General features: G+C 43.8%; 20 protein-coding genes. 13 read left to right on the top strand and 7 right to left on the bottom strand.

From position 1 onward, the window contains the following. Positions 1-36 precede the first annotated feature (36 nt). The 3 genes from ACT3QR_RS12885 to ACT3QR_RS12875 all read right to left on the bottom strand — a co-directional run bounded on the left by ACT3QR_RS12885 (position 37) and on the right by ACT3QR_RS12875 (position 3,111). Entirely contained in the window at positions 37-522 is a 486-nt protein-coding gene (locus tag ACT3QR_RS12885) for an META domain-containing protein (protein ID WP_444521728.1), read from the bottom strand. A gap of 356 nt (positions 523-878) precedes the next feature. Continuing rightward, positions 879-1,988 (bottom strand): lipase secretion chaperone, encoded by a 1,110-nt coding sequence (locus ACT3QR_RS12880; protein ID WP_444521727.1) that lies wholly within the window; start codon positions 1,986-1,988, stop codon positions 879-881. A gap of 46 nt (positions 1,989-2,034) precedes the next feature. Continuing rightward, positions 2,035-3,111, bottom strand: a complete 1,077-nt coding sequence (locus ACT3QR_RS12875) for an esterase/lipase family protein (protein ID WP_444521726.1) — start codon at positions 3,109-3,111, stop codon at positions 2,035-2,037. Positions 3,112-3,425: 314 nt separating this feature from the next. Here ACT3QR_RS12875 and map point away from each other — a divergent pair, with 314 nt between their 5' ends. Both map and glnD read left to right on the top strand, forming a co-directional pair. Continuing rightward, on the top strand, positions 3,426-4,217 hold the full coding sequence (gene map, locus ACT3QR_RS12870) for a type I methionyl aminopeptidase (RefSeq protein ID WP_444521738.1): 792 nt from the start codon (positions 3,426-3,428) through the stop codon (positions 4,215-4,217). A 213-nt stretch (positions 4,218-4,430) separates the two neighbouring features. Then, on the top strand, positions 4,431-7,187 hold the full coding sequence (glnD, locus tag ACT3QR_RS12865; RefSeq protein ID WP_444521725.1) for a [protein-PII] uridylyltransferase: 2,757 nt from the start codon (positions 4,431-4,433) through the stop codon (positions 7,185-7,187). Positions 7,188-7,267: 80 nt separating this feature from the next. On the opposite strand, the gene ACT3QR_RS12860 is transcribed toward glnD, so the two are convergent. Further along, the gene (locus tag ACT3QR_RS12860) at positions 7,268-7,939 is read right to left on the bottom strand and encodes a hypothetical protein (RefSeq protein ID WP_444521724.1); all 672 of its coding nucleotides are present in this window, start codon (positions 7,937-7,939) and stop codon (positions 7,268-7,270) included. Between the two features lie 260 nt (positions 7,940-8,199). Between ACT3QR_RS12860 and dapC the strand changes: the two genes are divergently transcribed. From dapC to ACT3QR_RS12820, 8 genes are all read left to right on the top strand, one after another. After that, positions 8,200-9,429: a succinyldiaminopimelate transaminase gene (gene dapC / locus ACT3QR_RS12855; RefSeq protein WP_444521723.1), complete on the top strand. Its 1,230-nt coding sequence runs from the start codon at positions 8,200-8,202 to the stop codon at positions 9,427-9,429. Positions 9,430-9,584: 155 nt separating this feature from the next. After that, positions 9,585-11,567, top strand: a complete 1,983-nt coding sequence (locus ACT3QR_RS12850; RefSeq protein ID WP_444521722.1) for a DUF294 nucleotidyltransferase-like domain-containing protein — start codon at positions 9,585-9,587, stop codon at positions 11,565-11,567. An 82-nt stretch (positions 11,568-11,649) separates the two neighbouring features. Next, positions 11,650-12,255, top strand: a complete 606-nt coding sequence (locus tag ACT3QR_RS12845; RefSeq protein ID WP_444521721.1) for a 3'-5' exonuclease — start codon at positions 11,650-11,652, stop codon at positions 12,253-12,255. A gap of 151 nt (positions 12,256-12,406) precedes the next feature. Next, entirely contained in the window at positions 12,407-14,449 is a 2,043-nt protein-coding gene (locus ACT3QR_RS12840) for a D-alanyl-D-alanine carboxypeptidase/D-alanyl-D-alanine-endopeptidase (protein WP_444521720.1), read from the top strand. Positions 14,450-14,524: 75 nt separating this feature from the next. Continuing rightward, on the top strand, positions 14,525-15,010 hold the full coding sequence (locus ACT3QR_RS12835; protein ID WP_444521719.1) for an ABZJ_00895 family protein: 486 nt from the start codon (positions 14,525-14,527) through the stop codon (positions 15,008-15,010). A gap of 195 nt (positions 15,011-15,205) precedes the next feature. Further along, entirely contained in the window at positions 15,206-15,754 is a 549-nt protein-coding gene (locus ACT3QR_RS12830; protein WP_444521718.1) for a DUF421 domain-containing protein, read from the top strand. Between the two features lie 77 nt (positions 15,755-15,831). Beyond that, positions 15,832-16,320 carry a 23S rRNA (pseudouridine(1915)-N(3))-methyltransferase RlmH gene (gene rlmH / locus ACT3QR_RS12825; protein WP_444521717.1) on the top strand — a complete coding sequence of 163 codons (489 nt, stop codon included), beginning with the start codon at positions 15,832-15,834 and terminating at the stop codon, positions 16,318-16,320. A 191-nt stretch (positions 16,321-16,511) separates the two neighbouring features. Then, the gene (locus ACT3QR_RS12820) at positions 16,512-17,294 is read left to right on the top strand and encodes a DODA-type extradiol aromatic ring-opening family dioxygenase (RefSeq protein WP_444521737.1); all 783 of its coding nucleotides are present in this window, start codon (positions 16,512-16,514) and stop codon (positions 17,292-17,294) included. A gap of 31 nt (positions 17,295-17,325) precedes the next feature. Here ACT3QR_RS12820 and ACT3QR_RS12815 read toward each other — a convergent pair whose 3' ends face one another. Then, positions 17,326-18,819, bottom strand: a complete 1,494-nt coding sequence (locus tag ACT3QR_RS12815; RefSeq protein ID WP_444521716.1) for an amidase — start codon at positions 18,817-18,819, stop codon at positions 17,326-17,328. A 321-nt stretch (positions 18,820-19,140) separates the two neighbouring features. Beyond that, entirely contained in the window at positions 19,141-22,497 is a 3,357-nt protein-coding gene (locus tag ACT3QR_RS12810) for a DNA translocase FtsK 4TM domain-containing protein (RefSeq protein WP_444521715.1), read from the bottom strand. A gap of 547 nt (positions 22,498-23,044) precedes the next feature. On the opposite strand from ACT3QR_RS12810, the gene trxB reads away from it, so the two are divergent. From trxB to ACT3QR_RS12795, 3 genes are read left to right on the top strand one after another with little or no spacing between them, the layout of a single operon-like run. Then, on the top strand, positions 23,045-24,067 hold the full coding sequence (trxB, locus tag ACT3QR_RS12805; protein ID WP_444521714.1) for a thioredoxin-disulfide reductase: 1,023 nt from the start codon (positions 23,045-23,047) through the stop codon (positions 24,065-24,067). Then, a complete protein-coding gene (aat, locus tag ACT3QR_RS12800; protein WP_444521713.1) occupies positions 24,068-24,874 on the top strand; it encodes a leucyl/phenylalanyl-tRNA--protein transferase in 807 nt (268 codons plus the stop codon). Positions 24,875-24,904: 30 nt separating this feature from the next. Continuing rightward, positions 24,905-25,339, top strand: coding sequence for a MerR family transcriptional regulator (locus ACT3QR_RS12795; RefSeq protein WP_444521712.1), 435 nt, complete (start codon positions 24,905-24,907; stop codon positions 25,337-25,339). A 91-nt stretch (positions 25,340-25,430) separates the two neighbouring features. Here the strand turns inward: ACT3QR_RS12795 and rimI are convergent, their stop codons facing one another. Then, positions 25,431-25,928 (bottom strand): ribosomal protein S18-alanine N-acetyltransferase, encoded by a 498-nt coding sequence (gene rimI, locus ACT3QR_RS12790; RefSeq protein ID WP_444521711.1) that lies wholly within the window; start codon positions 25,926-25,928, stop codon positions 25,431-25,433. Between the last annotated feature and the right edge of the window lie 116 nt (positions 25,929-26,044).

Genomic DNA, 26,044 nt, shown 5'->3' with positions numbered 1-26,044 from the left:
CACGAACCAACCCAAAACTCTTACTCGGTCATTACGCTACTTAGCAACAGCTTTAAAATAAGCGACTTGATCATCATTTTTGACAGTCAAAATAGGTACATTGTTGGCATTCTTGCTGAGGCTATATTCACCTTGTACAGTGGCCAGTGCGGCTGTATCAAAACTGGCTTGCGGCTCAGGACAGGCCATCATAGTACTGATACCATTTTTAATCTCTACCTCACCATTTGCGACACTATATCCAGCACCCATGCTATTGCAGGTATTTATGAATGCCACGTAATCTCTACCGTTATCATTCATAAAATTCAACGTTAGAGGTTTGGCTGGGTCAAAAAACAGCTGTGTTACTTTATCACCATTGCTACGTTTGGCATCAACGAGCTGCCAGTTATGTGCCTGTAAGACATCTGCAGTGATTGGTTGGCTGACTGGCGCAGGCAAATTCGTCGTTTGACAACCCGCAGCAAGCGTACCAACTGCCAATGTCGCGGCCATCATTACTTTAGTCATATTTTTCATATCAACTCCTCTCTTTATTGCATCCATTACTTTTACTAAACATATTATCTGTATGAGCCATTAGCTCTAATAGACAATCGGTAAGCTCTAATAAACATAGTGAAAGTTCAGACTTATTATGATTCATTTATTGTTTTATTTGATACTTTAAACAATTGCACTATTGTGCATGAATCATAGTGAGGTGTCATCATAAACTGGGTAGTTATTCGGAATGCACTTTGTACAACTTTGCAGATATCTGACTACTTGCTCTTGCCAGTACCAAGATGATCTGCTGACTACATACCGCTAACGCTATCCATCCATATCAACGATGACTATTGATGATAGCTATTGATCACTACTGACTATAATTATGGATTATTCACAGCTTGCTGTCGTTGCAATGCTGCATAACCATCTAGACGCTTACGCTCAGTATCGTTAAATAATTGCTGTTCCAGCTGATTGATTTGAATTTGCGCTTGGGCTGCGTCGACACTTTGGCTTAATAAGCGATTTTTTTGAGTTTCATACTGGGTGAAACGTTGGTCAAAGTTAGCATCTTCTTGGTCTACTTGTGCCAGTCTTTCTGCTGCTGGTGCGCCTACTAGCTCTCGGCGCATATCATATAGCTCCTCAGGCGTTGCACCGCGAGCTTTCATCTGTTCGGTGCGAGTTATCAATTCGCTAATATTGGCTTGTTGCATGATATTGGTTTTAGTAGCACTCGCTGGCAATCGACTGATATATTCCTGACGGGCAGCTTGTTTCTGTGCGTCAGACATCTGCTTATCTTGGTCAATTCTGACCATTTCTATACTATAATTATCGTAATCATCTTCTGCGCCAAAGAACGCTGTAATCGTTGGCTTATCAAAGTACTGCTGACGTAGATTAGCGATATCTTGTTTTTGCTGAGCAACTGCGTTCAAATCCAGCTCACCACTTTTGGTGGCTTGTAGTTGCAGATTACCATAGCGCTTTTCTATCTCAGGAAGTGCCTTAAGATAGGCAACATATTGATTAAAAATAGTGACCGCTTGGCTAGCGGCAGGCTCTGGTGTGTGATGGCTAATATAACTCTCCACACGGGCAAATATAGTCGCTTCTTCTTCTTCACCTAATGCTGATAAAAAATAATCAAACAAACGCCGCAGACCTTCAGTAACGACTAACTGTTTATTTTCATCGATGATAATTTCACCATCAATTTGAGTGCCCTGTAATGAGCGTGGTAAATTTTCCAGTCCTGTGACAAATTGAGACTGGCTAGGTGTCGTTATAGCTTTTACGACTTGTTCCGCAGCCAACTCAGTTGTCACTAACTCGCTATTCTCATTATCGGAGACAGAGGGCTTGGTCGAAGCTGAATTTATATCATTACTATCAGGCTTGAACCACAAAATAACCGCCGCTGTGGCTATGACAACCACAGCGATGATAGCAACTGTTACATAGATTTGACGGCGGTTATGTGACATAAGCAGTATTTCTCAATCAATGAGTATTCTTATTTTGCGGTTCAGCTTATAGGTTAGCGTTTTTCAGGCGGTTTACCTGAGTACGATAGATAGATTTTGGCTCAGACTCTCCCCATGCCGTCAGACCCAAGACTTGATCGGCGGAATCCAAATGGTTCATTCTATAGTTATCACGAATCACATAACCAAGACGACTTGAGCAGGCAGATACCAGTCCATCATTAGACTCACCTACAAACGGTACGCCCGTTGCGGCCAATAGATAATCGCTAGGGTCAAGTGCGCTTGTTATTTGCCCAACGCCACTAAATGAATAATACTTGATGCCATTAACCGCAGTACTGGTCGGCTGACCACAGTAGTTTTTTGGCATTGCTGCAGGAAACTTGGCATTGAATTTAGTAGCACCATCGGTCGATAGAGCCACGAGCGCTTGCCAGCCATCTTGTTGTTGAATCTGATTAAAATTGATACCTGATCCAATATCTGTAAAGCCACCAATCAGATTAAATACACCTGATACTAACTGGGTGGTGACATTCGATGGTTCTCCCGAAGTATTATTTGGCTCAAGGATACTTTTAACAAAATCAGCGGTTTTTGATCCTTGCTCCGGACTTGATACCGCGGTTACTGAAGCCACGTACTTCGGCGCGACGCCAGCGACATAACGGATATCTATACCGCCCTGACTATGTCCAAATAAATTGACTTTAGACTCACCTGAAATCGCAGCAATGGTCTTGACCTGTTGAAGCAGTTGCTCACCTCGAACTTCGCTGTTATTGACCGCTGATGTTTTGGTGGTATATACCTCTGAACCACCTTTCATCAAGTCTCCAGGAATGCCGTTGAAGTAATCAATGACCCCAAATAGTGTCGTAAAGCCACCAAGCCCATGCGCCAAAACGACTGGATACTGAGTTTTAGTATAACTAGAGGTGAAGTATTTACTGTCTACCAACTTGCAGCCGTTAGCATTGGCACAATTATAGTATTGGCCTGCAGCTTGAGCAGAGGTAGTTTGCATGGTCATTAGAAGAATACCCGTACTGATTGAACCCAGTATTGGTACAAACGTCTTTGGTGCGAGAGCTGCACGAATGTACAAAGCAAGCGTCATAACAACATCCTTGTTATCATTGATTTTGATTATCCCTACTGCCTAAAACCAGCAAACATAGAAACAGTAAGAATTGCCGCTAATTCCGTTAGCAGTCAAACTTACAGTACTTATATATTCTTCAATATTCAACTAATTTGTCAAAATATGAATATATTGATTTGACTAGCAAGTCATACAAAGGCTAACCATGCTGTAAAGTAATTATTATCAAAGATGATGTTAGGGTCACTATCACTTAACATCAAAATGTCGCCAGTGCGTTTATGGTATAATCTAGCCACAACGAACCCATAATTATAAGATATATTATGATGACTAAAAAAACTCTTATTCAGTCCCCAGAAGCCATAGAAAAAATGCGCGTGGCCGGTAAACTTGCTAGTGATGTCCTTGTCATGCTCGACGAGCATGTCAAAGTGGGTGTCAGTACCGAAGCGCTCAATCAAATCGCGCATGACTATATCGTTAATGTACAGCAGGCTATTCCTGCGCCACTTAACTATAATGGTTTCCCAAAATCTATCTGTACCTCAGTCAACCACGTTGTCTGTCACGGCATCCCAACTGAAAGCAAGCTGCTAAAAGATGGTGATATTATCAACATCGACGTAACGGTTATTAAAGACGGTTACTATGGCGATACCTCAAAAATGTGGATCGTTGGCAACGGCTCTATTATGGCGCAGCGTATTTGCAAAGTGGCACAAGATGCCCTTTATGCGGGTATGAGCGTGGTCAAAAACGGTGCTCGTTTGGGTGATATTGGTGCAGCTATTCAAGCCGTTGCCGAGCCTGAACGCTTTAGTATCGTTCGCGAGTTCTGTGGTCATGGTATCAGTGACGAATTTCATCACGAGCCACAAGTCATGCACTATGGCAAAAAAGGTACTGGTTTTGAGTTAAAAACAGGCATGACGTTCACGATTGAGCCTATGATTAATCAAGGCACATGGCAGACTAAGATTTTGCCAGATGAGTGGACAGCGATTACTAAAGACCGCAAACTATCTGCCCAATGGGAGCATACCATGGTCGTAACAGACAATGGTTGTGAAGTATTTACCACTCGTCCCGAAGAAGATTTAAGTTTCTTGACACAGTAGTACAATCAAAGATCGCTTAGGCGGTCTTTTTTTTGGCCTTTAATTAGGGCATATTGAGTATTGTGCTTACGTACGTTTTGTCTTTATACTCAGATGACCTAATAGCTTGTATTGATATACTTATTGGCACATTTACTAGCCATCAGTACGTTAGTTACCCAATAACTCTCAGCTCAAACGTTCTATTTCTAAACTCTTAATTGGATAACACTCATGTTTAATTGTGATATCGCCTCTGTTGATCTGACGCCTTTACCGATACTACCGAACGAGGTCGCGACAGACTCATCTCCACTATCAGCCAAAAGTACGACAGACAAGAATCTTCTTGGTATACCTGAATGGTTGGCACAAATCAACGACGATATCAGCCGTTCACTAGAACGTGGCACCAACATTCGCCAGTTGGTTGCGGCGCGTGCTTGCGCTATCGACAGTCTATTGATTGCATTGTATAAATGGTTTGAGCTGGATAAGACTGATTTGGCATTTTTTGCGACTGGTGGCTACGGACGTGGTGAGCTGTCACTTTATTCGGACATCGATATTTTACTGCTGTCTCCCGGTGAAATAGGTGCTGAGGCCAGTAGCAAAATCGATAAATTAGTCGCGCTACTATGGGACATAGGATTAGAGCCTGCGCTCTCTGTACGTAGTGTTGATGATGCGCTAGAGGCGGCGCTTGACCATACGATTGCCAGTGCGCAACTAGAGGCTCGTCTGTTAATTGGCAACGAATCATTGCAAGACATGCCTGTACAAATCGTCAATAAACAGTGGTCTCCTCGCACCTTTTTTGACGCAAAAATGGAAGAATCCAAAGCGCGTTATTTGCAGCACAATGCAACCGAGTTCAATCTTGAACCCAATATTAAAACAGCTCCTGGCGGGCTACGTGATATTCATATCATCGGTTGGGTCACTAAGCGCTATTTTCGCGTAGGCAAGCTATATGATTTAGTTCAACAGAACTTTCTGACTGAGAAAGAGTTCGATGAGCTGAGCTTTGCAGAAGGATATTTATGGCAAATTCGTCATTATTTACATGTACTGACGGGCCGTAATGAAAACAAGCTGTTGTTCGATTATCAGCGTGAAATTGCTCAACTAATGGGTTATGAGACCCAGCCCGACGACCAGCCTAATGCTGCGGTCGAACGGTTTATGCGAGATTACTATCGCTGTGCTATGCAGATATCAACGCTGTCAGAGATGCTAACCAATCATTATTATGAAACGATTATAGAACCGCAACTACCTGACGATGAACGTCCAAAAAAACAGCCTATAAACGCACGATTCAACCGTATTGGCAATCAGATTGCCATCGCACATCATCGAGTTTTTGCACAACACCCCGAGTCAATCTTAGAGATGTTCCTATTAATGGGGCAACATGGCATCGATAAGGTTCGTACCCACACCCTGCGCGCACTCAAGATTGCCGCACGAGGAATTGATCAGATATATAGAGATAACCCTACTCACAAAGCGTTGTTTTTATCGAACCTAAAAGAGCAAAACTACCTATTCCATCGTCTACGTACCATGAATCGCTATGGGGTATTGGGTAATTATATTCCTGCTTTTGCGCAAGTCACTGGCTTAATGCAATATGATTTATTCCACCGTTATACAGTAGATGCACATACTTTATTTTTGATCAGAATCCTGCACCGATTTACAGATCCGGCTTTCCATGAAGAGTTTCCACTGGTCAGCTCTATCTTCCAGCGTATCGAGCGTAAAGAAATTCTGGTACTGGCAGCGATGTTCCATGATATTGCTAAGGGACGCGGCGGTGACCATAGTGAGCTTGGCCAAACAGAATCTATTGAGTTCTGCTTATCACACGGTATGAGCTTGGCCGATGCGAATTTGGTTGGTTGGCTCACGCGTTACCACCTTCTCATGTCGATTACTGCCCAGAAAAAAGATATCTCAGACCCTGAAGTGGTAACTATATTCTCTGATCTCATTGGTAACGTCACGCATTTAAACCATCTGTACGTATTGACCGTTGCTGATATGAATGCGACTAACCCACAGCTTTGGAACAGCTGGCGGGCAACCCTTATGAAACAGCTATATTCACAGACTCGTCGTATTTTGCGCGCTGATATCGATGCGCCCACCAATCGTCAAGATATGATCAGTGCCACACGCAAACAAGCTTTAACGATGTTAGACAATGTCAACAACCAACATATGAATCGTGATGAAGTCCTGCGTTTATGGGATGATTTGGGGGATGAGTACTTCTTGCGAGAAATCGCAGAGGATATTTTATGGCATACCGAAGCTATTTTGAACCATCCACCGATTGGTCTTGCTTCTAATGCGGACAGTCCACCATTAGTTGTGTTGCGTGAACATCGTGAGTTGGCGCTCGATGCGGTACAAGTCTTTGTTTACACCCAAGATCAGATGAATCTATTTGCCGTTACTATGGCAGTATTTGATCAGATGAATCTTGATGTGTTAGATGCACGCATTATCACAGCGACCCGCGACTTTGCTTTAGATTCTTATGTGTTACTTGACCCTAGTGGCACGCTGCTCGTCGATGAAGACAGCCAGCAAGAGCTGAAACAGCGCCTAATTGACTCATTTAAAGACCCCACTGTATTAAAGCTGACAAACAAACGTATGCCGCGTCAGCTGAAACACTTTGAAGTAAAAACAGTAATTAACTTCGAATTTAATGAAGCGTCAGACCAGCATATCATGAGCCTAGAGACTCTTGATCAGCCAGGACTATTGGCAAGAGTTGGACAGGTGTTTTTGCAGGAGCAAATCGAAGTTCATGCTGCTCGTATTACAACGTTGGGTGAACGTGCAGAAGATATGTTTTATATCAGTGATCAAAACGATGAGCCACTATCTGCAGATAGGCTTGATGCACTAAAAGCCGCGCTGTTAGCCAGTCTCACCGTTCAAAAAGAGCATAATAGCGTAATCTATTTTTGATACGATTAGGAGTTTTGGTTAACCATCATTTTGAACATTAACTAGCAGAAGTAGTTTGATAGATATCATAGAAGCACACTTTATAACGTGCTTCTATATGTTATCTCGCTGGCATGTTCGTTCAGTTCATCATCAGCAAGATCTGGCGGTAAAACCCCTACTTCTAACGGCTGCTGCTGCATTATTAGACGCCCAGCGTCGATTTCTTTTTGCAACAAACATTGCAAGCTGGCTAAATGAAACTGCCCGTTGAGATAGTCGTCCAATGCTTCTAAAGAAATAGGCGATCTGGCATGTACATCAGGGTAAAGACTGTCTTCTGCCAAAATAACCATTTCATTTAGTGCTTCTTCGCTCATCAGCTCATCATTATCTATTTTACGTTGCAGTTTGTTTGCCAACTGGCCTTTAGCAGCAAAAGCGACAATAAAGATTAAGGTCTGTAACACAAACAATGAAACATACTGCCATAGCGTTAGCGATACATTTAGCATGTTATTGAGTAGCATCAGCGCCATAGCCACGACCACATAGCCGACTAGCTGCCATAGTAACCACATGATAAGGCTGTTTTCGCCAAACCAAAATACTTTCTTTTCTTGACGATCGATGAGTTGCTGCCGCGCTTGCCACCAGCATTGCTCGCGCTCTTTGAGGAGTTTATAGAGTTGGGAACGCTGTAAGCTGTCATCGAGGTTTTCATTATTGATATCTATAGCGATGGAGTCATCATTATTTAGCGCACTAGACATATCAAATTATCCTTAAAACGATCTAACCCTTTTTTGAGTAATCATTTTTTATGTTGTTATAGGTTATAAATGACGAAAGTTTCACAAGGCTTCTCGACGGCTACATACTTATGAGCCGTACGTTGAATAGTTTCCATTTGGTAAAGACCTATTCACGGTATAAGAAGAAAAGGACAAAAAATTAGAGAAGTGCTACACTGCTCTAATGTAAACTTTCTTTATAACTTTATTATTAATTGTCTATTATAGTTATCACACTTATGAATCACAACTTATCGTATTTGCACCCTTATCCGTTCGCAAAAATGGCCGCATTACTTGCCGATAGCAATCCTGCCAACGGTTACAGCGAAATAAAGCTCGGTATTGGCGAGCCAAAACATGAGCCACCAGCATTTGTACTGGACGTCCTACGCGAAAACTTGGACAAAATAAGTCGTTATCCAACCACAAACGGTATGTTTGAGCTGCGTCAAACCATTGCTCATTGGTTAGAGAAGCGGTTTTTTCTGAATCATGTCGATGCCAATGATCAAGTATTACCCGTAATGGGCACACGTGAAGCGATTTTTAGCTTCGTACAAGCAGTTATTGATCATGATATAGCTGATAAAGAGAGCAACTCTGTATCATCTGATACATCGCCTACCGTTGTCATGCCCAACCCGTTTTATCAAATATACGAAGGTGCGGCGATACTGGCACAAGCAACGCCTTACTTTGTCCCTTGTACCTCAGATAATGACTACAAAGGTGACTATCGCGCGGTACCAAAAGACGTCTGGATGCGTACACAGCTCTTGTTCGTCTGTAGTCCAAACAATCCAACAGGCTCCGTCATGACAATGGATGATTGGGAATATCTCATCCGTCTGTCAGATCAATATGGTTTTATCATCGCCAGTGATGAGTGTTATAGCGAGCTGTATTTTGACACAGCACCGATTGGATTGCTCCAAGCTTGTGCAGCCCTTGGTCGTCGTGATTTCAAAAATTGCATCGTGTTTCATTCTTTATCCAAACGTTCGAACTTACCGGGCTTACGCTCTGGATTCGTGGCCGGTGATGCCAAAATATTGCAGGCTTATTTGCAATATCGTACTTACCAAGGTTGTGCGATGCCCATACCACATCAGCTTGCCTCTATCGCTGCATGGCAGGACGAAAAACATGTCGCTCATAATCGCGCGCTATACCAAGAGAAGTTTGCCTTATGGATGTCTGAGCTTGGAGAGTTGCTAGAGTTACGCATGCCTGATGCTGGGTTTTACTTTTGGGTTAAAGTGCCTGAGCAATTCGGTAGTGATGGTGAAATCTTTGTCAAAGCATTGTATGAGCAAGCCAACATTCATGCATTGGCAGGACGCTATTTGTCACGAGAAGTTGATGGTCACAACCCTGGACAAGGTTATGTCCGTATCGCTCTGGTCGCGAGTGTCGATGAGAGCCGAGAAGCGATCAATCGTATCCGAAAACTATTAGGTGCTTAGAGCCAATGTAGAAAGATTCTAATGTAGCTGAGATAAATATCTCCATATCAAAAAGCCTTCAATAACCACAATATAAATAGGGTTATTGAAGGCTTTTTGTTTTATTAATGCTATAGTAAAGTCTCTACCGAAAATATGCCATCAAGGATGATGCCATGCCCCATCTTGATTTTAGCCAGCCGCCCTTCGACGTATTGAGCTTAGCTGAGCGTCAAAGCATTAGAAAAAACACCCAAATACGCTACCTTGCCAAAAACGAGATCTTGCCTGCAGGAGAACTGCAATGTCTGTATGTGGTCATCAAAGGGCAAATCGAGCAATCACTAGATGGTGAGTTTGTCGCTTCTTATGTAGGTAGCAACCACGCTGACGGTCTGAATAATAATGATTGGTTTGACAGTCGCCGCCTGCCTGAGTCATTTACCAAAGACAATAAGCTAGAGACTGAAAATACGCCCATACAGCCCTATCAATTCCGAGCTAATGAAGAGACCTTACTAATCCAAGTCGCTGGCGATGCTATCGATAAAATCAGCGCACAAAACCATTTAGTGCGCCAAATGCTATCAGACAAGCTGCCTGAACGATTAAAAGCATTGCGCCAGCGGCGTCATAATAAAACACTAAATCCTGCCAACTACACCAATCAACAAGAAGTACAGCAAATCATTCTGCAACCAGTAGTAGATGTTCATCTATTGCCAGTTCACATTGTCAATGCCAATGACAGCTTGTACGAAGCCGCTCGAATCATGACCGAAGCTGGATTAAAACATGTGCTGGTCCGACCGCTACATAGCTTACATGATTTAGATGACTTACAATCAGGTGGTTTAGGTAGCTCACAAATAGCGCAACTTAAGACAAAATTACTCTTAGGAATTTTGACTGATACTGATATTTGCCGCGCCGTAAGTGACAGACAAGATCCGGCTACCACTCCTTGCCAGCGCTATGCTAATTTTAATCTACGTACGATCAAAGCCAGTGATGAGATTGGTGATGCGCTGCTGACCATGACTCGCTATCGTATTCATAGACTGCCAGTCATTGATAAGAATGGCGATGTCGTCGGTGTGCTGGGGCAAAGCGATATGCTCGCTCACATTGGCCATCATTCACAGCTCATTAGTATTCAAATCGAACAGGCACAGGACCTATCAAGCCTAGATACCGCTGTTGAGCTGATTGGCCGCTATATTCGTGCACAGCATCATAATGGTGTCAAAATTGGCAATATCAGTCGTATGGTACAGACGCTAAATGCACAGGTGTTTACCAAGCTATGGCAGCTGATTGTACCTGATGAGGTGTTAGCCAATACCTGCCTTATCGTTATGGGTTCAGAAGGTCGCGGTGAGCAAATCATGCGTACCGATCAAGACAACGCGCTTATCATTCGTGATGGCTATACACATCCTGACCTAGCACAGTTCGCTGATACTTTTAACGATCACTTAGCAACGCTTGGCTACCCACTATGTGATGGCAATATTATGATGACCAACCCTATGTGGCGACAACCGCTCAAGTCATTCACTACACAAATTGGTCTATGGTTTAGAAATTCAGATCCGATGCATGGTATTTACTTGTCTGCGATACTAGATGGTGAATACGTCTGCGGCGATGAGTCACTGCTCACGCAAGTACGTCATCATTTAAAGCTGGCTCATAAAACAGCAGATCCCATGTTTGTCAGACAGTTTGCGCGGGCCGCGCTACAGTTTGGTGATGTTAATCAATGGTGGCAAAAGTTTGTGCCTTTACTGAGTGGTAAATCAGCATCATCTGATATTGACCTAAAAAAAGCAGGGATCTTTCCCTTGGTTCATGGTATTCGCACCTTAGCATTAGAAAACAATGTGCTCGATGTGCCTAGTACCAAAGCGCGTTTAAAAGCCTTAGTACAAGTTAACGCTATGACCCAAGAGCGCGCCGATACTCTGCTAGAAGCGCTAGAGTTTTTTATGGCGCAGCGTTTATCTGTAGCGCTCTCAACCGACGATAAGCATGCACGGCAAGTAGATCCAACGACTTTGACTGCGCTTGAACGTGATCTACTCAAAGAGTGTCTAACTGTGGTTAAAAGCTTTAAGAATCAATTGCGTCAACACTACCAGTTAGAAATCGTATGAGTGTAGCAGTCTTAATACAGAAGCTTCATGAATAAAGAAAGGTCTCAAATACAAATACAACATAGATGAATGAGCGATTAATATGAGCTGGTTACAGCAGTTATCGTGCGCTTGGCAAAAGACGCAATTAAAGCGTCCGGAGCTAGCCTCAATGTTTACGACACCTTCGGCTGAGCAGTGGGTGGCGATTGACTGTGAAATGACAGGGCTAAATCCCAAAAAGCATCACCTGCTGTCTGTAGCAGCGATACATATTAATGGCAATACTATCGACACGGGTAATGGCATACATTTGGTTTGCAGACCTCCTGTGATGCCAGACCGCGACACCATTGTTATTCATGGCCTGCGTACCGCCGACGTTGAACATGGCATGAGTTACGATAACATGTTGGCCCTACTATTACCATTCATAGGTAATCGACCAATCGTTGGGTTCTGCACACAGCTAGACATGACTTTTTTAAATCCTTTGGTCAAACGCTATATGGGAACACCTCTACCAAACGAAGTCATAGACTTGCGGCACTTGTACAGTCGACGTATCAGTGGACATACACAAGGCTTATCTAGCCAAGCTCAACATCTGACTCGTATACTAGCCCATTACAACATTCCTGAACTGGGCGCGCACGATGCTTATAACGATGCTGTTATGACGGCAATGGCTTTTTTACATGTGCGTTAGCAGTAAAGCATGCTCGCAGTTCAATCGATAGTTGGGGTTAGATATCTAAATAAGTGTGTCGTTATTGCTAAAATTGTGCTCCTGACCTCGTGTGCGAAAACAGCAACTCATGTTACCATAGACTGTTTTTGCCACCTGATGAAATATGCTCATGCGATTCCCTTCTAAACACCGTCATTACTCTACTGCTGCTACCAAAATTACTACGCTTCGTCGTCATTTGCGACCGCTAAATAAACTTAGTAAACGTCTACCTAGATTAGCGTTATTGGCAACGGTGATAGTCGCACCAATACATGCACAAGCCGTGTTACCCACAGCTATTCAAAAAGCCTTGACGCGTGCCGACTTAACAGAAGCGGATATCAGCATCGTCATTACACCTATAGGTGATAAGGCTGCCAGCCAGCTGCCTACTCCTATTCAAGTCATTGATAGTGATGAGCCTGACAGTCAGCCTGCACCTAATGCAATATCTAATCATCAGACTACAAACGCCTCTACGGATACAAGTGTCAGCGATCCGAGCTATCAGAGCGCACTAGTCACCATAGAGCAGCGTACCATTGAGAAGCACGAGCGAAAAATACATACTTATACCGACGACCCTTATACTTATCAGAGTGTAGAGAGTATTCCAACGGTTATCCCTGACGAACCTCAGAATACACTTCCTCAGAACGGCAAAGTCCAAGAGACCACTAGCAACAATAAAGCCTCTATAAATATTTCATTTTCGCCTGTGCTAGATCACCAGTCCGACATCCCTCGTACGCCTGCTAGTACCATGAAACTCGTGCCTAGTTTTATTGCCTTAGACACTTTAGGAGCCGACTTTGTGTGGCATACGCGGGTATATCATACAGGTATCGTCATCGGTGACCATCTACATGGCGACTTGATTATTCAAGGTAGTGGCGATCCAAAAATGACCCATGAGCGATTAAAGCAGTTGCTGTACAAAGTACAAGCATTAGGTATTCATCACATCGATGGTGACATCATTCTCGATAGTACCGTTTTTAACAATGTCACTAAAGATCCTGCCGCCTTTGATAACTCACCACTACGCCCTTATAACGCCAGTCCCGATGGGTTTTTGGTTAACTTTAGTACCATTGGTATCAAAACTTATCCTCAAGATAATGGCCAAGCCAGTGTGACTTATAAGCCGCAGCTAGCAGACTACCAACTGCCTGCTACAATAAATACTCGTGCAGCCAGTTGTGGGCAAGCAAGCTATAGTCTAGCGCCGCAGTGGCAGGATACACAGCTCGTATTAAATACCAGTCTGCCAGTGAGCTGCGGTGAGCATGTCTTTTACGTGGCACATCCTAATGCCAAAGAGTTTGCCGCACACGTCGTCGCTGCCAAATGGCAAGCCTTAAGTAATACCTTGAGTGGGCAGGTAATCTCGCAAGAAACCCCTTACGATATGACCAAAACGACAAAACGAGCGCACGGGCTTACGGCTATCGCGATGTCCCCTCTACCTATGGTCAGCTACCCGTCGTTGAATTTAACAAAGCAGATTCATGACATTAACCACTTTTCAAACAATGTTATGGCTGAGCAAGTGGCGCTATCTATAGGCGCTTATGACAAAGAAAGGCTGGATCAAACAATATCGTCTAGCACAACTGCGACTAGTCCAAGCAGTCATAAAGCCAGTGCTAGTAATGAGATGGATAATAAAATAGGGGCTGTTCAATCTAGTAGCAAAAAGGCTGATAGCTTATATCAATTTGGTAAGCCTGCTACAACAGATTACCCTGCAGCCTTACAAGCCATCAATCAATGGTGGCAAACCCACCTCAGTACACCGCCGCCTCATTTGACCAATGGTTCAGGACTTTGCCGCGAGTGTACTATCACCGCAGCCAACCTAAGCGAGCTACTGACTTATGCTTATGCTCGACCAGATTTTGAGTCCTATGTCGACTCGTTAGGGATCGCTGGAGTTAGTGGCACTATTGCCGCCCATAGCGATCGCTTACCTGAGTCGGCCGCTACTGGACGTGCATGGATAAAAACTGGCACGCTCAACAATGTCACGTCAATGGCAGGTTATGTCAAAGGGTTGTCAGGACAAGATTACGTTGTCGTCGGTATCATTAATACCGACCAAGCATTAAATCCTTATGCAGCGCGGCCTGTATTAGATGCCATGCTCGACTGGACGGCAAAGCGCTAATTTTTTAATTAATACTTTAAATCGATGTTTAACAGACCCTAATATTCTATTTTTTATCTTTATAAAGGTTAGCTTATGTCACGCCAGACAACCAGTCTTAACAAACCTCAGACGCCTCTACAAGCTCAGCCTAAACTGGCCCGATATGTCGGTTTTTTTGCGATTGGGTACACGCTCGCCAGTGCCATATTTATGATAATACAAACCAAACTAGCGCTTAACCCACAGTTGGTCATGGTGGTTTCTATTATCATAGGTGCCTACATCGCTGTCAGCAAATTCATCAAGCATCAAAAGCGAGCACTAGCGCGAGATGAAATTAATAAATTGATGTTTGGTGGGGTTATTATTGTCTGGATATTAACTGTCATTTATTTTTCAGCCATTTGGCTTTGGCTGTTTGATGCGATAAGCCGCGAGGTACTGTTTGAAATGGCAATGCAGCGTCCACTGCCTTTGCTTTCATCACTGATGCTAATGCTGGCGCTCACTTTAGTCAGCGCGCGTATAAGCCTATGGGCTGTCAATCGATTATTAGACCCTATACGCAGACTAACGTAAGTACAAATCATCATCTACAAGGTGCTACAAAGTTTCCCCCTACTCATGTGCAAAATCCGTTAGGCTAACGTTAAGGCATGTATTTACCTTCAAAATGGTATAAGAAGCTTACAAGTAACGACTGTGTGAGATCTTACCCAAATAAGTATGCTATTAGCGACGCACTATTTGATTTTAGTAATAGGAGCCAACCTCATGGATATGTTTTTTTTCGATAATATAGACAAACTTAGCCGTATTATTTTGACGACAATTATTGTTTATATTTTGATTGTACTGGTGACCAAAGCTTCTGGTAAACGCTCTACCTCTCAGCTCAACAATTTCGACTGGGTCGTTACCGTCATGATCGGCTCGTTGGGTGCCAGCACGATTTTACTTAAGGAAATTCCTCTTATCGAAGGATTCTCATCTATTTTGGTATTGTATCTTTTACAGTTTTTGGTGACGAAATACGCATCTATCTCACCGCAATTTAGTGATTTTATTTTGTCAGAGCCACGTATTGTTTTTTATCAAGGGCAGTTTTTGCCAGATGTTATGCGTGATGAGCGCTTGACTCGTCAGGAAATTGAGTGTGCCATGCGTACTGAAGGGATTAATAGTTTCGATGATGTCGAAGCTATTGTCTTTGAGTCTGATGCGAAGCTTACTGTCATTCCAAAGCCAAGCCAAGCAGATAAGAGCGACGATGGTCAAGGTATAAGCAGCAAGGTATCAGAGACAATTAACCCGCTGATGTAAACTATAGACAGTAAAGAACAAATTATTTAGGACACACCCTAATAAGCTTGAATTTAATTATCGAGATGGTAAGCACTATGAAAGTAAGAATTTTGACCGTTGGCAATAAGATGCCCAAATGGGTGCAGACGGGTTTTGACGAGTACTATAAGCGCATTCAACCAATGCTGAGCACAGAAATTGTTGAAATTGCGGCTGCAAAGCGAGCCAAGAACCCCTCAGACGCTAACTTAGCACAGTACCGCGAGCAAGAAGGTCAAGCAATACTAGCCGCTCACAACGTATCAAGCCGCGAGCAATTATGGGTGTTAGATGTCAAAGGCAAGATGATTTCAACAGAAGGACTGGCAGGCAAGCTCGCTGATGGTATGCAGCAAGGAGATGATATCGCCTTGGTTATCGGTGGTGCAGATGGGGTATCACCAGAAGTACTGGCAAAGGCTGACGCAAAGTTATCTCTATCAGCACTGACATTGCCACACCCACTAGTTCGCGTTGTACTCATGGAACAATTGTATCGTGCGATGAGTATCAATAATAACCACCCTTATCACCGTGGTAACTAAATAAAAGACTAAGCTGTTTTTTAGTTTAAGACATCAATTACAGAATAGATTGAAAAACTGGCGTGCGCCCTAATAAATACAGCATGAAATATCCAAAACGTGCGACACCTAACGCCTCTAATACCTCTCATCAACGTGATGACAATCAGAATGTGCAGACGCCTATCACAGCGGCTGCTGCATGGGAAAATATGTCTGATGTGGCAGCAAGTACCTCTAAGTTACCAGCACTCTTTATTTCTCATGGCGCACCTACACTTGCGATTGAGCAATCTGCTACAACCAGCGCACTGGCGCGCATCGGCCAAAACTTACCCAAACCACGTGCCATTGTCATTATGTCAGCGCACTGGCAGTCAGCAAAGCTAGAGATTAGCAGCAACCCACAGCCAAAGACGTGGCATGACTTTTCAGGGTTTTCGTCTGAGCTTTATGATATTCAGTATCCTGCTGCAGGTCAGCCAGCGCTGGCTGAGACCCTTGCTCAGCAGCTCACAGCGCGTGGTATTACTTGCAGTGTCAATCCAGTACGTGCCTGTGACCATGGTGTTTGGGCACCGCTTAGGCATTTGTATCCAGAAGCAGGTGTGCCTATCGTACAAATATCTTTGCCGCAGCATTACGACAGCGTTGCCTGTTATCAGCTGGGCGTGCAGTTGGCGCACCTGCGTGATGAGCAAATCCTTGTCATCGGTTCAGGGAATATCACACATAACCTGCAAGCATTACGCTGGGAAGCTGACAGCATCGATCAAGCAGCCAAAACCTTTAAGCAGTGGTTGCTGCAACAGCTCAAGATAGATATTCCCGCAGCGCTTGATTGGCAGCAATACCCAGACTACAAGGACATTCATCCGAGTGATGAGCATTTGCTACCGCTGTTTTTTGCATTAGGTACTGGTCAACGCGTCTCTGTCGTTCATCAAAGTATGGCCCACCATAGCTTAGGCATGGATATCTACCGCTTTGATTGAGAGCTGCTAATTCAGACCATAGATATCCATCCTATTTTTCAAAAGCGTGTTTGGTAAATAGACCAGCGCGCTCCATCTCGCCCGCCACGCTAAATAATGTCGCTTCATCATTCATGCGTCCAATTAATTGCATGCCAATTGGTAGACCCTTTTTGCTCATACCGACGGGTACTGACATCGCGGGTAACCCTGTAATATTACCCAATAGCGTAAAGCCCATCTTACCTAATACAGGTGCGCTAAGCTTTTCGATCATGCCTGAGCTAAAGGCATATCTACCCATATTGAAGCCTTTGTTAAGCACCTTAGCGCTACGCATCATCATCTCATCCATACGGCTAGGCGGTAGCACACCATGCTTCACCGCAGGCGTAGGTACCGTCGGGCATAAGATCATATCGTAGTCTTCTAGTAATAGACCCGTCTGATACTGGCTATGATGCCAGCCATGTTTGGCATGTGCTAGATCCACCGCTGACAATGAGCGTCCGAGCAATGCCATGTTGTAAGTTTGCGGCTCTAGGTTTTTGATATGGTCAGCCCCAAAATCACGCTCGAGATTATCAATCGTAAAGGCCGTATGCGCGCAGACCACAACGATAAAGTCGTGCCAGAACTGATCGATATTGATATTTGGCTCGGCCGATACCACCTCATGACCCATAGATTCTAGTTGCTTAGCCGTTTGCTCAAGTACCGCCAGCACTTCTTTGTCCACTGTCGTATTAGCTATCAAAGGCTGCTGATGCAAGGCGATTTTTAGCTGTCGCGGTGCACGCATTGCTGCTTGCAGAAACGTACCATCTGGCGGAGCTATAATATAAGGCGCACCAATCTCCGCTCCATTAGTGGCATCTAGCATCGCCGCACTATCGCGTACTGAACGCGTAATAACATGGTCAGCCACTGCCCCTTCCCAGCCTTCACCAAGATTAGGGCCCATTGGGTTACGTCCACGGCTTGGTTTCAGCCCAAACGTACCGCACCAAGCAGACGGAAAACGTATCGAGCCACCGCCATCACCGCCGCCTGCCATCGGGACAATACCGCTTGCAACTGCTGCTGCACTACCACCTGATGAGCCGCCAGAGCTGTAGCCTTTTTTGAAAGGGTTGTGAGTGGCGCCATGCGCCTTTGGCTCAGTGGTGATAATCAAACCAAACTCAGGAGTGTTTGTTTTGCCGAAGGTATTAACGCCAGTCGCTTTCATCCGTTTAACGATTTCGCTGTCTTTTTCTGAGATGATATTAACGCTGCGACTGCCCATCGTAATGGGCTCGTCGGCGAAGCTAAAAGATAAATCTTTTAGCAAATACGGCACACCAGTAAACACACCTGAAGGCAAGCCTGCCTGCGCAGCATTGTAGGCGCGCTCATCAAATCGATGTACGATGGCATTTAGCTTAGGGTTAATCTGATTTGCTTGATGAACAGCAGCATCAAGCAATTCCTTTGCACTGACATCACCTGAGTTGACCAATGCCGCTAAGGCTAACCCGTCATACTGAGTATATTCTTTAAACATAACCGACCTTCCTTAGAGAGTAACTTTCTTAAGATTTTCTAAAGCTCATTTTTTAAAATTACAGACTATCTTTTCATATACTCCTGTCAGTTTAGTATAAAAAACCATGCCTGATATCTGATAAATGGACTCATTAGTCATCTGGTCGATTTCAGTAATTAATGAATAGTATGCAAACCTACTCTTTGAAGATGAGGCTTTATTTTACAATAGGAGCTCACTATTAAACCTTTTTATGAAAATACAATTAAACCTCTTCCACAAAAAAACGAGCCACTTTCATGACTCGCTTTTTCAATATTGACCTCATATTTAGCATGCTTACATTAGCAGCTCACGCTTACCACTTTTGCCCATCGAGCTGACCAATCCAGCTTCCTCCATAGAGTCGACAATACGCGCAGCACGGTTGTAGCCGATGCTGAATTTACGCTGAATGCTTGAAGCAGAAACTTTACGTGTTTCCATAATAAAGGCCACGGCATCATTATATAAATCATCATCTTCACCAGAGGCATTGGCTGTACTACCACCGCCTGGGCTAGACAATTCAAAATTGCCTGCCATATTATCAATATAGTCAGGGGCACCGCGCTCACGCCAAGCGTCACAGACACGATTAACTTCTTCGTCACTGACGTAGGCACCATGTACACGATCCGGCTCAATCTGCCCTGGCCCTAAGAACAACATATCGCCGTTACCCAGCATATCCTCAGCACCGCCACTATCCAAAATCGTACGTGAATCGACTTTTGAGTTGACTCGTAGTGCCGCACGCACTGGGATGTTGGCTTTAATCAGACCTGTAATGACATCGACTGACGGACGCTGAGTCGCTAGCATTAAGTGAATACCGGCAGCACGCGATTTTTGCGCCAAACGTGTGATGAGCTCTTCGGCTTGTTTACCAACTTGCATAATCATATCAGCAAACTCATCCGCGACAATGACAATCATGGGTAGTGTTTTTAGCTTGGGTGCTTGGCTAATACTTACGCTGTCATTTGGACGCCATAGAGGATCGAGCATTGGATTACCTGATTTCTCCGCCGCGATGACTTTCTTATTGAACTCATTGAGCTTACGAACTTTTAGTAAGCTCATTAGCTGATAGCGACGTTCCATCTCAGCCACACACCATGACAAGCTACTGGCCGCTTCCGTCATATCGGTGACTACTGGCGTTAACAAATGTGGAATATCGTTATAGTTAGCAAGTTCAAGCTGCTTTGGATCAATCAAGATAAGACGCAGCTCATTGGGTGTATATTTGAGTAGCATCGATAGTAGCATCGAGTTGACCAATACTGACTTACCAGAGCCCGTGGTACCAGCGACCAGCATATGCGGCGCACGCGCAAGGTCGGTAATGATTGGGTTACCACCGATGTCTTTACCCATCGCCATGCTAATCTGCGCTTTAGGATCTTTGAACGTTTCGGTATTGAGCAGTTCAATCAAACGTACCATTTCACGTTTCTTGTTTGGCACTTCGATACCAATGTAAGGTTTACCCGGAATCACTTCGACCACACGCAAAGAAGCCATCGATAGTGAACGCGCTAAATCACGCGAAATACCTGTTACCTTACTGGCCTTCACACCAGCAGCCAGCTCTACTTCGAAACGGGTGACGACAGGGCCAGGGATAGCATTAACCACAGAGGCTTTGACGTTAAATTCTTGTAGCTTAATTTCTAACAACTCAGACAGTTTTTCAAGCTCAGCCACAGTATAGCTAGGCTTGCGGTCAGGATCTGGCTTATCCAATATAGACACTTCTGGAATAGGCGTCAGGCTGCTGCGATAAGCTGCCGTTTGCATCGAGCGCGACTTTTGACTGAAAGCGGCATCATCACTAATATGCGGCATGACTGGTACGTTAGTATCGTCGTTGTCGCTCTCTGGCATCATATCAGTGATATGGTTACTACTATCGCCCTCTGGTACAGCGAAGCTAACAGACGGTTGCGCAGGCGTTTTAGGCTCAGGCACGTTTGAAGTTGGACTAGTCACTTCTACTGTTAGTGCTGCTTTTGGATTAGCAGGAGGCGTATTGGTTGGTGTCATATCTGAAACATTTGACACTGTAGAATCCTTTCCCTCTACTACTGGAGCAACTATAGGCTCAGAAATTATTGTTGCCTTTTCAGTATCTGGCAATTCTACAGGCGTGTCAGACGATTGATTGGCTGGCTCCTCTGCAGAACTCATCTTCTCTTCTGCGATAGGTTCTGGAGTCTTCACTTTTACTATTGACTCAGCTGCTATCGCTTCCTGAATAAGATTAGAGTCTTCTGGCGTTTCTACAATCAACTCTGTAGGCTCTGATATTTCAGCATGCTCTGCCAACCATGCTTCTGCTAATTTATCTACTTCCGCCGTCTCATTTGTCGTAGGGATTTCAGGCTCAGTAGGTTGAATGGCTGGCTGACTGGCTAAATCGTAAGGCATTGGCTCATCAGCTAATGACTGAGCTAGTGGTTCTTTATCGTGTACCACTGGTTGAGCAGCCGCTTTCATCGTGGTAGTTACTGCAGTTGCAGGTACTGCTTTCTCTAACGCTGCCGTGGTACTAGTAACTGTCTGGGAGTAGTTAGGGGCAGGCATAGCAGAACTGTCCACACTATTAGTACTGTAAGCCATTTGTTCACTTGCGAGCAAGTCATCAACAGTATTGGCATCATTCCACGCAAAACTTGGTTCAACTTTGCGGGCGACAGGTGCGGTCGGGTTTGAGGCTAATGGCTGGACTGTATTGTTAACGGTATTATCAGTAGAGTTATTAAGCGAACCTATATCGGTATTGTCCTGCTCATCTTTTAAGCTATTAGATGTCGCCACTGCTTTTGCTGCGATGGCAGAAGCCTTTACACTATCAGCCAGTCCTGATGTTGATAGAAAGTCCGACAACACATTACCGAAACGTCCACCACTGCTAACGTCTTGAGTACCGCTAGTGTTTTCAGCAGACTGCAACTCAAGTGGTAACTGCTCATGCTCTTCTTTTTGAGCTACTGGCTCATCTGCAACTTGGGTATCATCTTGTGAGGTATTACTCGGTTGAGTAGTTTCAATAGTATCCTGACTTCTTATACCTGAACCAAACCACGATAGTGCACGAACCTTTTGATATATCGTTATCCAGTGAATATTAAAGGCATACGTAGCGGTAATCACAACAAATACTGCTAAGAAAACCACACTCCCCCACTGCGATAGTAACTGTGCCAAGCGCGCCTGTAACTCTAGCCCGATGATACCACCAGCGACACCTTTGAGTCCGATTGCGTCAGGGTTCGTGACTTGTTGAACCAAAGTTACCAATTGTGCAAACAATGCGCTAGCACTTAATAGTAAAAACACATAAGCGACCAATCGCATGAGCCAAAACGTTGGTTTGTTTTCCCACCAAATCAAGATAGACTCATAAACCACAAATGCTAAAAACCACCAAGCACCAAATCCAAAAAAACTATAAAGCAAATCGGATAACCAAGCACCTGCCTCACCGCCCATGTTATTAATCGTGGTCATATCACTGCTGATATGCGACCAGCTAGGATCGTTACCCGTATAAGTTATCAAAATGACAAACAGATAAACGGCTAGTATTAACCCAAGGAGGGTAAACATTCCCTTTTTTAAATACTCAATAAGCGGTGCTGATATCACGTAAGATCTGCCTTGTTATTAATACTAAATAGTCGCCAATGCATGACTAAGCTTAATCATGCTGACATAAAGTGTTGACATAAATTTATCGAGCAAAGTGTTTGTTTGATAGGTACCGACTGTAGAACCTTGCAACAACCGTTATCGCTTGGCCCCTACTACACTTTGCATAACTTCTTATAATAACAAATACATAGGTGCAGTGGCGACAGTCTTATCAAGAAAGCGTATAAGAAAGTAAATCAACAGACACTTTGCGTAAGGAAACAGTTGGTTAGCGAAACACTAATAGCAGAACACGGCTAACTTTGTGGCCTAAATTCTGTAAAACACTCGCCGTTTTCGCAGTTATATTCCCAAGTTATTTATTCTTTGATTCTAATGATAACTATGTTTGTTTTAGCAAACTTGCACTTTGTGCTCTGTGCCCTTATGTTATTATCACACAACAATTAGAAGAAGCATATTCGTAGTCATTTTTGATACTCCTCTTTTATTATATTTATAACTTACATTTTTAATTCGTATATTTAGCAAGGAACAACTCATGACAACTGACACTACTGCTCCACGTCACGAAAAGCTCATTATTTTAGGCTCAGGGCCTGCTGGCTACTCTGCAGCAGTTTATGCAGCACGCGCTAACCTTAAGCCAGTTATGGTTACTGGTATGGAAGTCGGTGGACAATTAACCACCACTACCGAAGTCGACAACTGGCCGGGCGATGCGCACGACTTGACGGGTCCTGCATTGATGGAACGGATGAAAGCACATGCTGAGCGTTTCGGTACTGAATTGGTCTATGATCATATTAATGAAGTGAACTTGAACGAGCGCCCTTTTCAACTGACAGGCAACAATGGTAGCTATACTTGTGACGCGCTCATTATCTCAACTGGTGCATCTGCACAATACTTGGGCCTAGAATCAGAGACCAAATTTAAAGGTCTTGGCGTATCAGCCTGTGCTACGTGTGATGGTTTCTTTTACAAAGATCAAAAAGTTGCGGTAATTGGTGGTGGTAACACAGCCGTTGAAGAAGCTTTGTACCTTTCTAATATTGCTTCTGAAGTGACGCTGGTACATCGCCGTGACAGCTTGCGTTCTGAAAAGATCCTTCAAGACAAGCTATTTGAAAAAGCAAAGAATGGCAACGTCAAAATCGAATGGAATCATCAAGTAAAAGAAGTGGTCGGTGATGACATGGGTGTCAATGGCGTCGTCATCGAATCAATGATTGATGGCAGCACCAAACAACTAGATACAATGGGCATGTTTGTCGCTATTGGTCACAAGCCAAATACTGACTTGTTCAAAGACCAACTAGATATGAAAGATGGCTATCTGACCGTCAATAGCGGCTTGAATGGTAATGCCACTCAGACCAGTATCGAAGGGGTATTTGCTGCAGGTGACGTAGCCGATCACGTTTACCGTCAAGCCATCACTTCTGCTGGCACGGGCTGTATGGCTGCTCTTGATGCTGAAAAGTACTTGGATGCATTGGGCGAGACTGTCGCTCGCGATCACACTTACGATTCAACACTAACTGAAGATAAAGAAGCCTAAATGGGTAACTTGACTCAACAGAACGGTAAACTCATCACGCCTGAGACCTTAAAAAGTCTTGGGCGTTATGACTTTCCTGATCCGGTTTCTATCGATCCTGATGGTATTGGTATCGTCGCTATGGGCGGTGATCTGGCTCCTGAAACGCTGATATCAGCCTATGCACAAGGTCTGTTTCCTTGGTTTAACGAAGATGAGCCGATTGCTTGGTGGTGTCCTGAACCGCGTTGTGTAATCGTTCCCTCTGCCTATCAACCGAGCAAATCTCTACGCAAGCAGGCTAATCGTGAACGTTGGCAAGTGACGCTTAATCAAGCTTTTGATGATGTCATACATGCCTGTAGCTTACCGCGTAGCGATAGCCTCAATGACAATCAGCCCGAAGGTGAGCATACTTGGATTCACGCTAAGATGATCGATGCCTATACCAAACTGCATGCACAAGGCTATGCTCATAGCATTGAAGTCTGGGATGAAGCGGGGCAACTTATCGGTGGATTGTACGGGTTGAAGATAAATGGTATCTACTTTGGTGAATCCATGTTCCACCGTGCCTCTAATGCTTCAAAGCTAGCGTTTTGGGGCTTAATGCGCCTGTGTGAACAAAGTGATGTTGCACTCGTTGACTGCCAGCTACCAAACGACCATTTGATGAGCTTAGGTGCGACGACCTTACCGCGTACTGACTTTTTAACTCAGTTAGACAACCTGATAGGTAGCCATTCTGTGCCATGGCAAAAGCACTCTCATAAATCATTAGCCGTCTCGCTACTGAATAGCGAAGCGCCTTGGCAGCTAAGACTATGATTATTATAGCGGTAAAAATACGAGGTTATTATGGCACTTGACACATCGTTTCTATTGATTGGAGAGCTAGCAGCAAAAGCCAATACAACAAAAGACACCGTTCGCCATTACGAGCAGTTAGGGCTGCTAAAATCTCGCAAGCGTCAGGCAGGCTCACGCCTATATACTGAGTTTCATCCAGAATGTATCGAACGTATAGAGCTGATCAAAAGTGCGCAAGCCATTGGCTTCACATTAATCGAAATCAAAAATAGTTTAAATGATTATTATGATGGCCACTTAGATATCGATTCGCAGCTTGCTCTAACACAGCAAAAATTAGAACAAGTCAAAAAACAGCAAGCCAATATTAGCATCATGATAGAACTACTGAGCGAACGCTTAGATATTCTAGGGCAAATGAAAGCAGATAGTGACTATCAACTTGATGTGGAAGTCTGTAAAAAGAAGATACCTTTAAAATAGAGTTTGAAGCTTATTTGGTTTTGTATCTATATCTTGGCTGTTATAGCTATTTCTATTGTGACCACTTCCTTTTTATCAAACCTTCCTCTCTCTACTGAATATAAGTATGCTGCATGATCAATGCATCGACTGCTGGTTTATGTGGCACTTTATAATAGCCTTTGCGTATATGAATAATGCTAAATGCCTGTTGCTCGTATAACGCTATCGCTGCAGTATTGTCTGCACGTACTTCTAACAGGAGACTCTCTACCTGATTAAGCGGTAGCATCTCGTGCAATTTATTCAGTATTTTTGACGCAATGCCTTGTCTTTGGTGTTCTGGATCAGTCCCAATACGCAGCACCTCTGCTTGCTCAAACGTCATTTGATATAAGCAATAACCAACTATCTTACGATGAAAGATACCTTTTTCTTTTGCTTGATCGTAAGCAATCAACATACTAATACTGTCTTGTTCAAGCAGTTCAGCCAATGTTTTCTGATTCCAAGCATCATCTGGTTGCACTATCGCTTCGATACTGGCGACAATTTGGATCACCGTTTCGGTCTCTGCTATATTTGTTGATAACTCTTCTATCGCAAACATGACATTCCTTTTATACTTATTATTAGACTGGCTTTACTATTGCATTACGCTTAGATTATATATAAAACTTACCGTACATCTGATCATACAATCAAATAAATGGATAACCATTCCTC

It is taken from the genome of Psychrobacter sp. AOP7-B1-25 (genome assembly GCF_052376195.1).
Classification (GTDB): Bacteria; Pseudomonadota; Gammaproteobacteria; order Pseudomonadales; family Moraxellaceae; genus Psychrobacter.
Note: the sequence above shows the minus strand (reverse complement) of the source record. Positions and strands in the feature narration are given on the sequence as shown.

What these genes read in the sequence shown, in the direction of transcription:
- ACT3QR_RS12885 (WP_444521728.1), bottom strand. Translation starts at nt 522, where the DNA reads ATGAAAAATATGACTAAAGTAATGATGGCCGCGACATTGGCAGTTGGT.
- ACT3QR_RS12880 (WP_444521727.1), bottom strand. Translation starts at nt 1,988, where the DNA reads ATGTCACATAACCGCCGTCAAATCTATGTAACAGTTGCTATCATCGCT.
- ACT3QR_RS12875 (WP_444521726.1), bottom strand. Translation starts at nt 3,111, where the DNA reads ATGACGCTTGCTTTGTACATTCGTGCAGCTCTCGCACCAAAGACGTTT.
- map (WP_444521738.1), top strand. Translation starts at nt 3,426, where the DNA reads ATGACTAAAAAAACTCTTATTCAGTCCCCAGAAGCCATAGAAAAAATG.
- glnD (WP_444521725.1), top strand. Translation starts at nt 4,431, where the DNA reads ATGTTTAATTGTGATATCGCCTCTGTTGATCTGACGCCTTTACCGATA.
- ACT3QR_RS12860 (WP_444521724.1), bottom strand. Translation starts at nt 7,939, where the DNA reads ATGTCTAGTGCGCTAAATAATGATGACTCCATCGCTATAGATATCAAT.
- dapC (WP_444521723.1), top strand. Translation starts at nt 8,200, where the DNA reads ATGAATCACAACTTATCGTATTTGCACCCTTATCCGTTCGCAAAAATG.
- ACT3QR_RS12850 (WP_444521722.1), top strand. Translation starts at nt 9,585, where the DNA reads ATGCCCCATCTTGATTTTAGCCAGCCGCCCTTCGACGTATTGAGCTTA.
- ACT3QR_RS12845 (WP_444521721.1), top strand. Translation starts at nt 11,650, where the DNA reads ATGAGCTGGTTACAGCAGTTATCGTGCGCTTGGCAAAAGACGCAATTA.
- ACT3QR_RS12840 (WP_444521720.1), top strand. Translation starts at nt 12,407, where the DNA reads ATGCGATTCCCTTCTAAACACCGTCATTACTCTACTGCTGCTACCAAA.
- ACT3QR_RS12835 (WP_444521719.1), top strand. Translation starts at nt 14,525, where the DNA reads ATGTCACGCCAGACAACCAGTCTTAACAAACCTCAGACGCCTCTACAA.
- ACT3QR_RS12830 (WP_444521718.1), top strand. Translation starts at nt 15,206, where the DNA reads ATGGATATGTTTTTTTTCGATAATATAGACAAACTTAGCCGTATTATT.
- rlmH (WP_444521717.1), top strand. Translation starts at nt 15,832, where the DNA reads ATGAAAGTAAGAATTTTGACCGTTGGCAATAAGATGCCCAAATGGGTG.
- ACT3QR_RS12820 (WP_444521737.1), top strand. Translation starts at nt 16,512, where the DNA reads ATGTCTGATGTGGCAGCAAGTACCTCTAAGTTACCAGCACTCTTTATT.
- ACT3QR_RS12815 (WP_444521716.1), bottom strand. Translation starts at nt 18,819, where the DNA reads ATGTTTAAAGAATATACTCAGTATGACGGGTTAGCCTTAGCGGCATTG.
- trxB (WP_444521714.1), top strand. Translation starts at nt 23,045, where the DNA reads ATGACAACTGACACTACTGCTCCACGTCACGAAAAGCTCATTATTTTA.
- aat (WP_444521713.1), top strand. Translation starts at nt 24,068, where the DNA reads ATGGGTAACTTGACTCAACAGAACGGTAAACTCATCACGCCTGAGACC.
- ACT3QR_RS12795 (WP_444521712.1), top strand. Translation starts at nt 24,905, where the DNA reads ATGGCACTTGACACATCGTTTCTATTGATTGGAGAGCTAGCAGCAAAA.
- rimI (WP_444521711.1), bottom strand. Translation starts at nt 25,928, where the DNA reads ATGTTTGCGATAGAAGAGTTATCAACAAATATAGCAGAGACCGAAACG.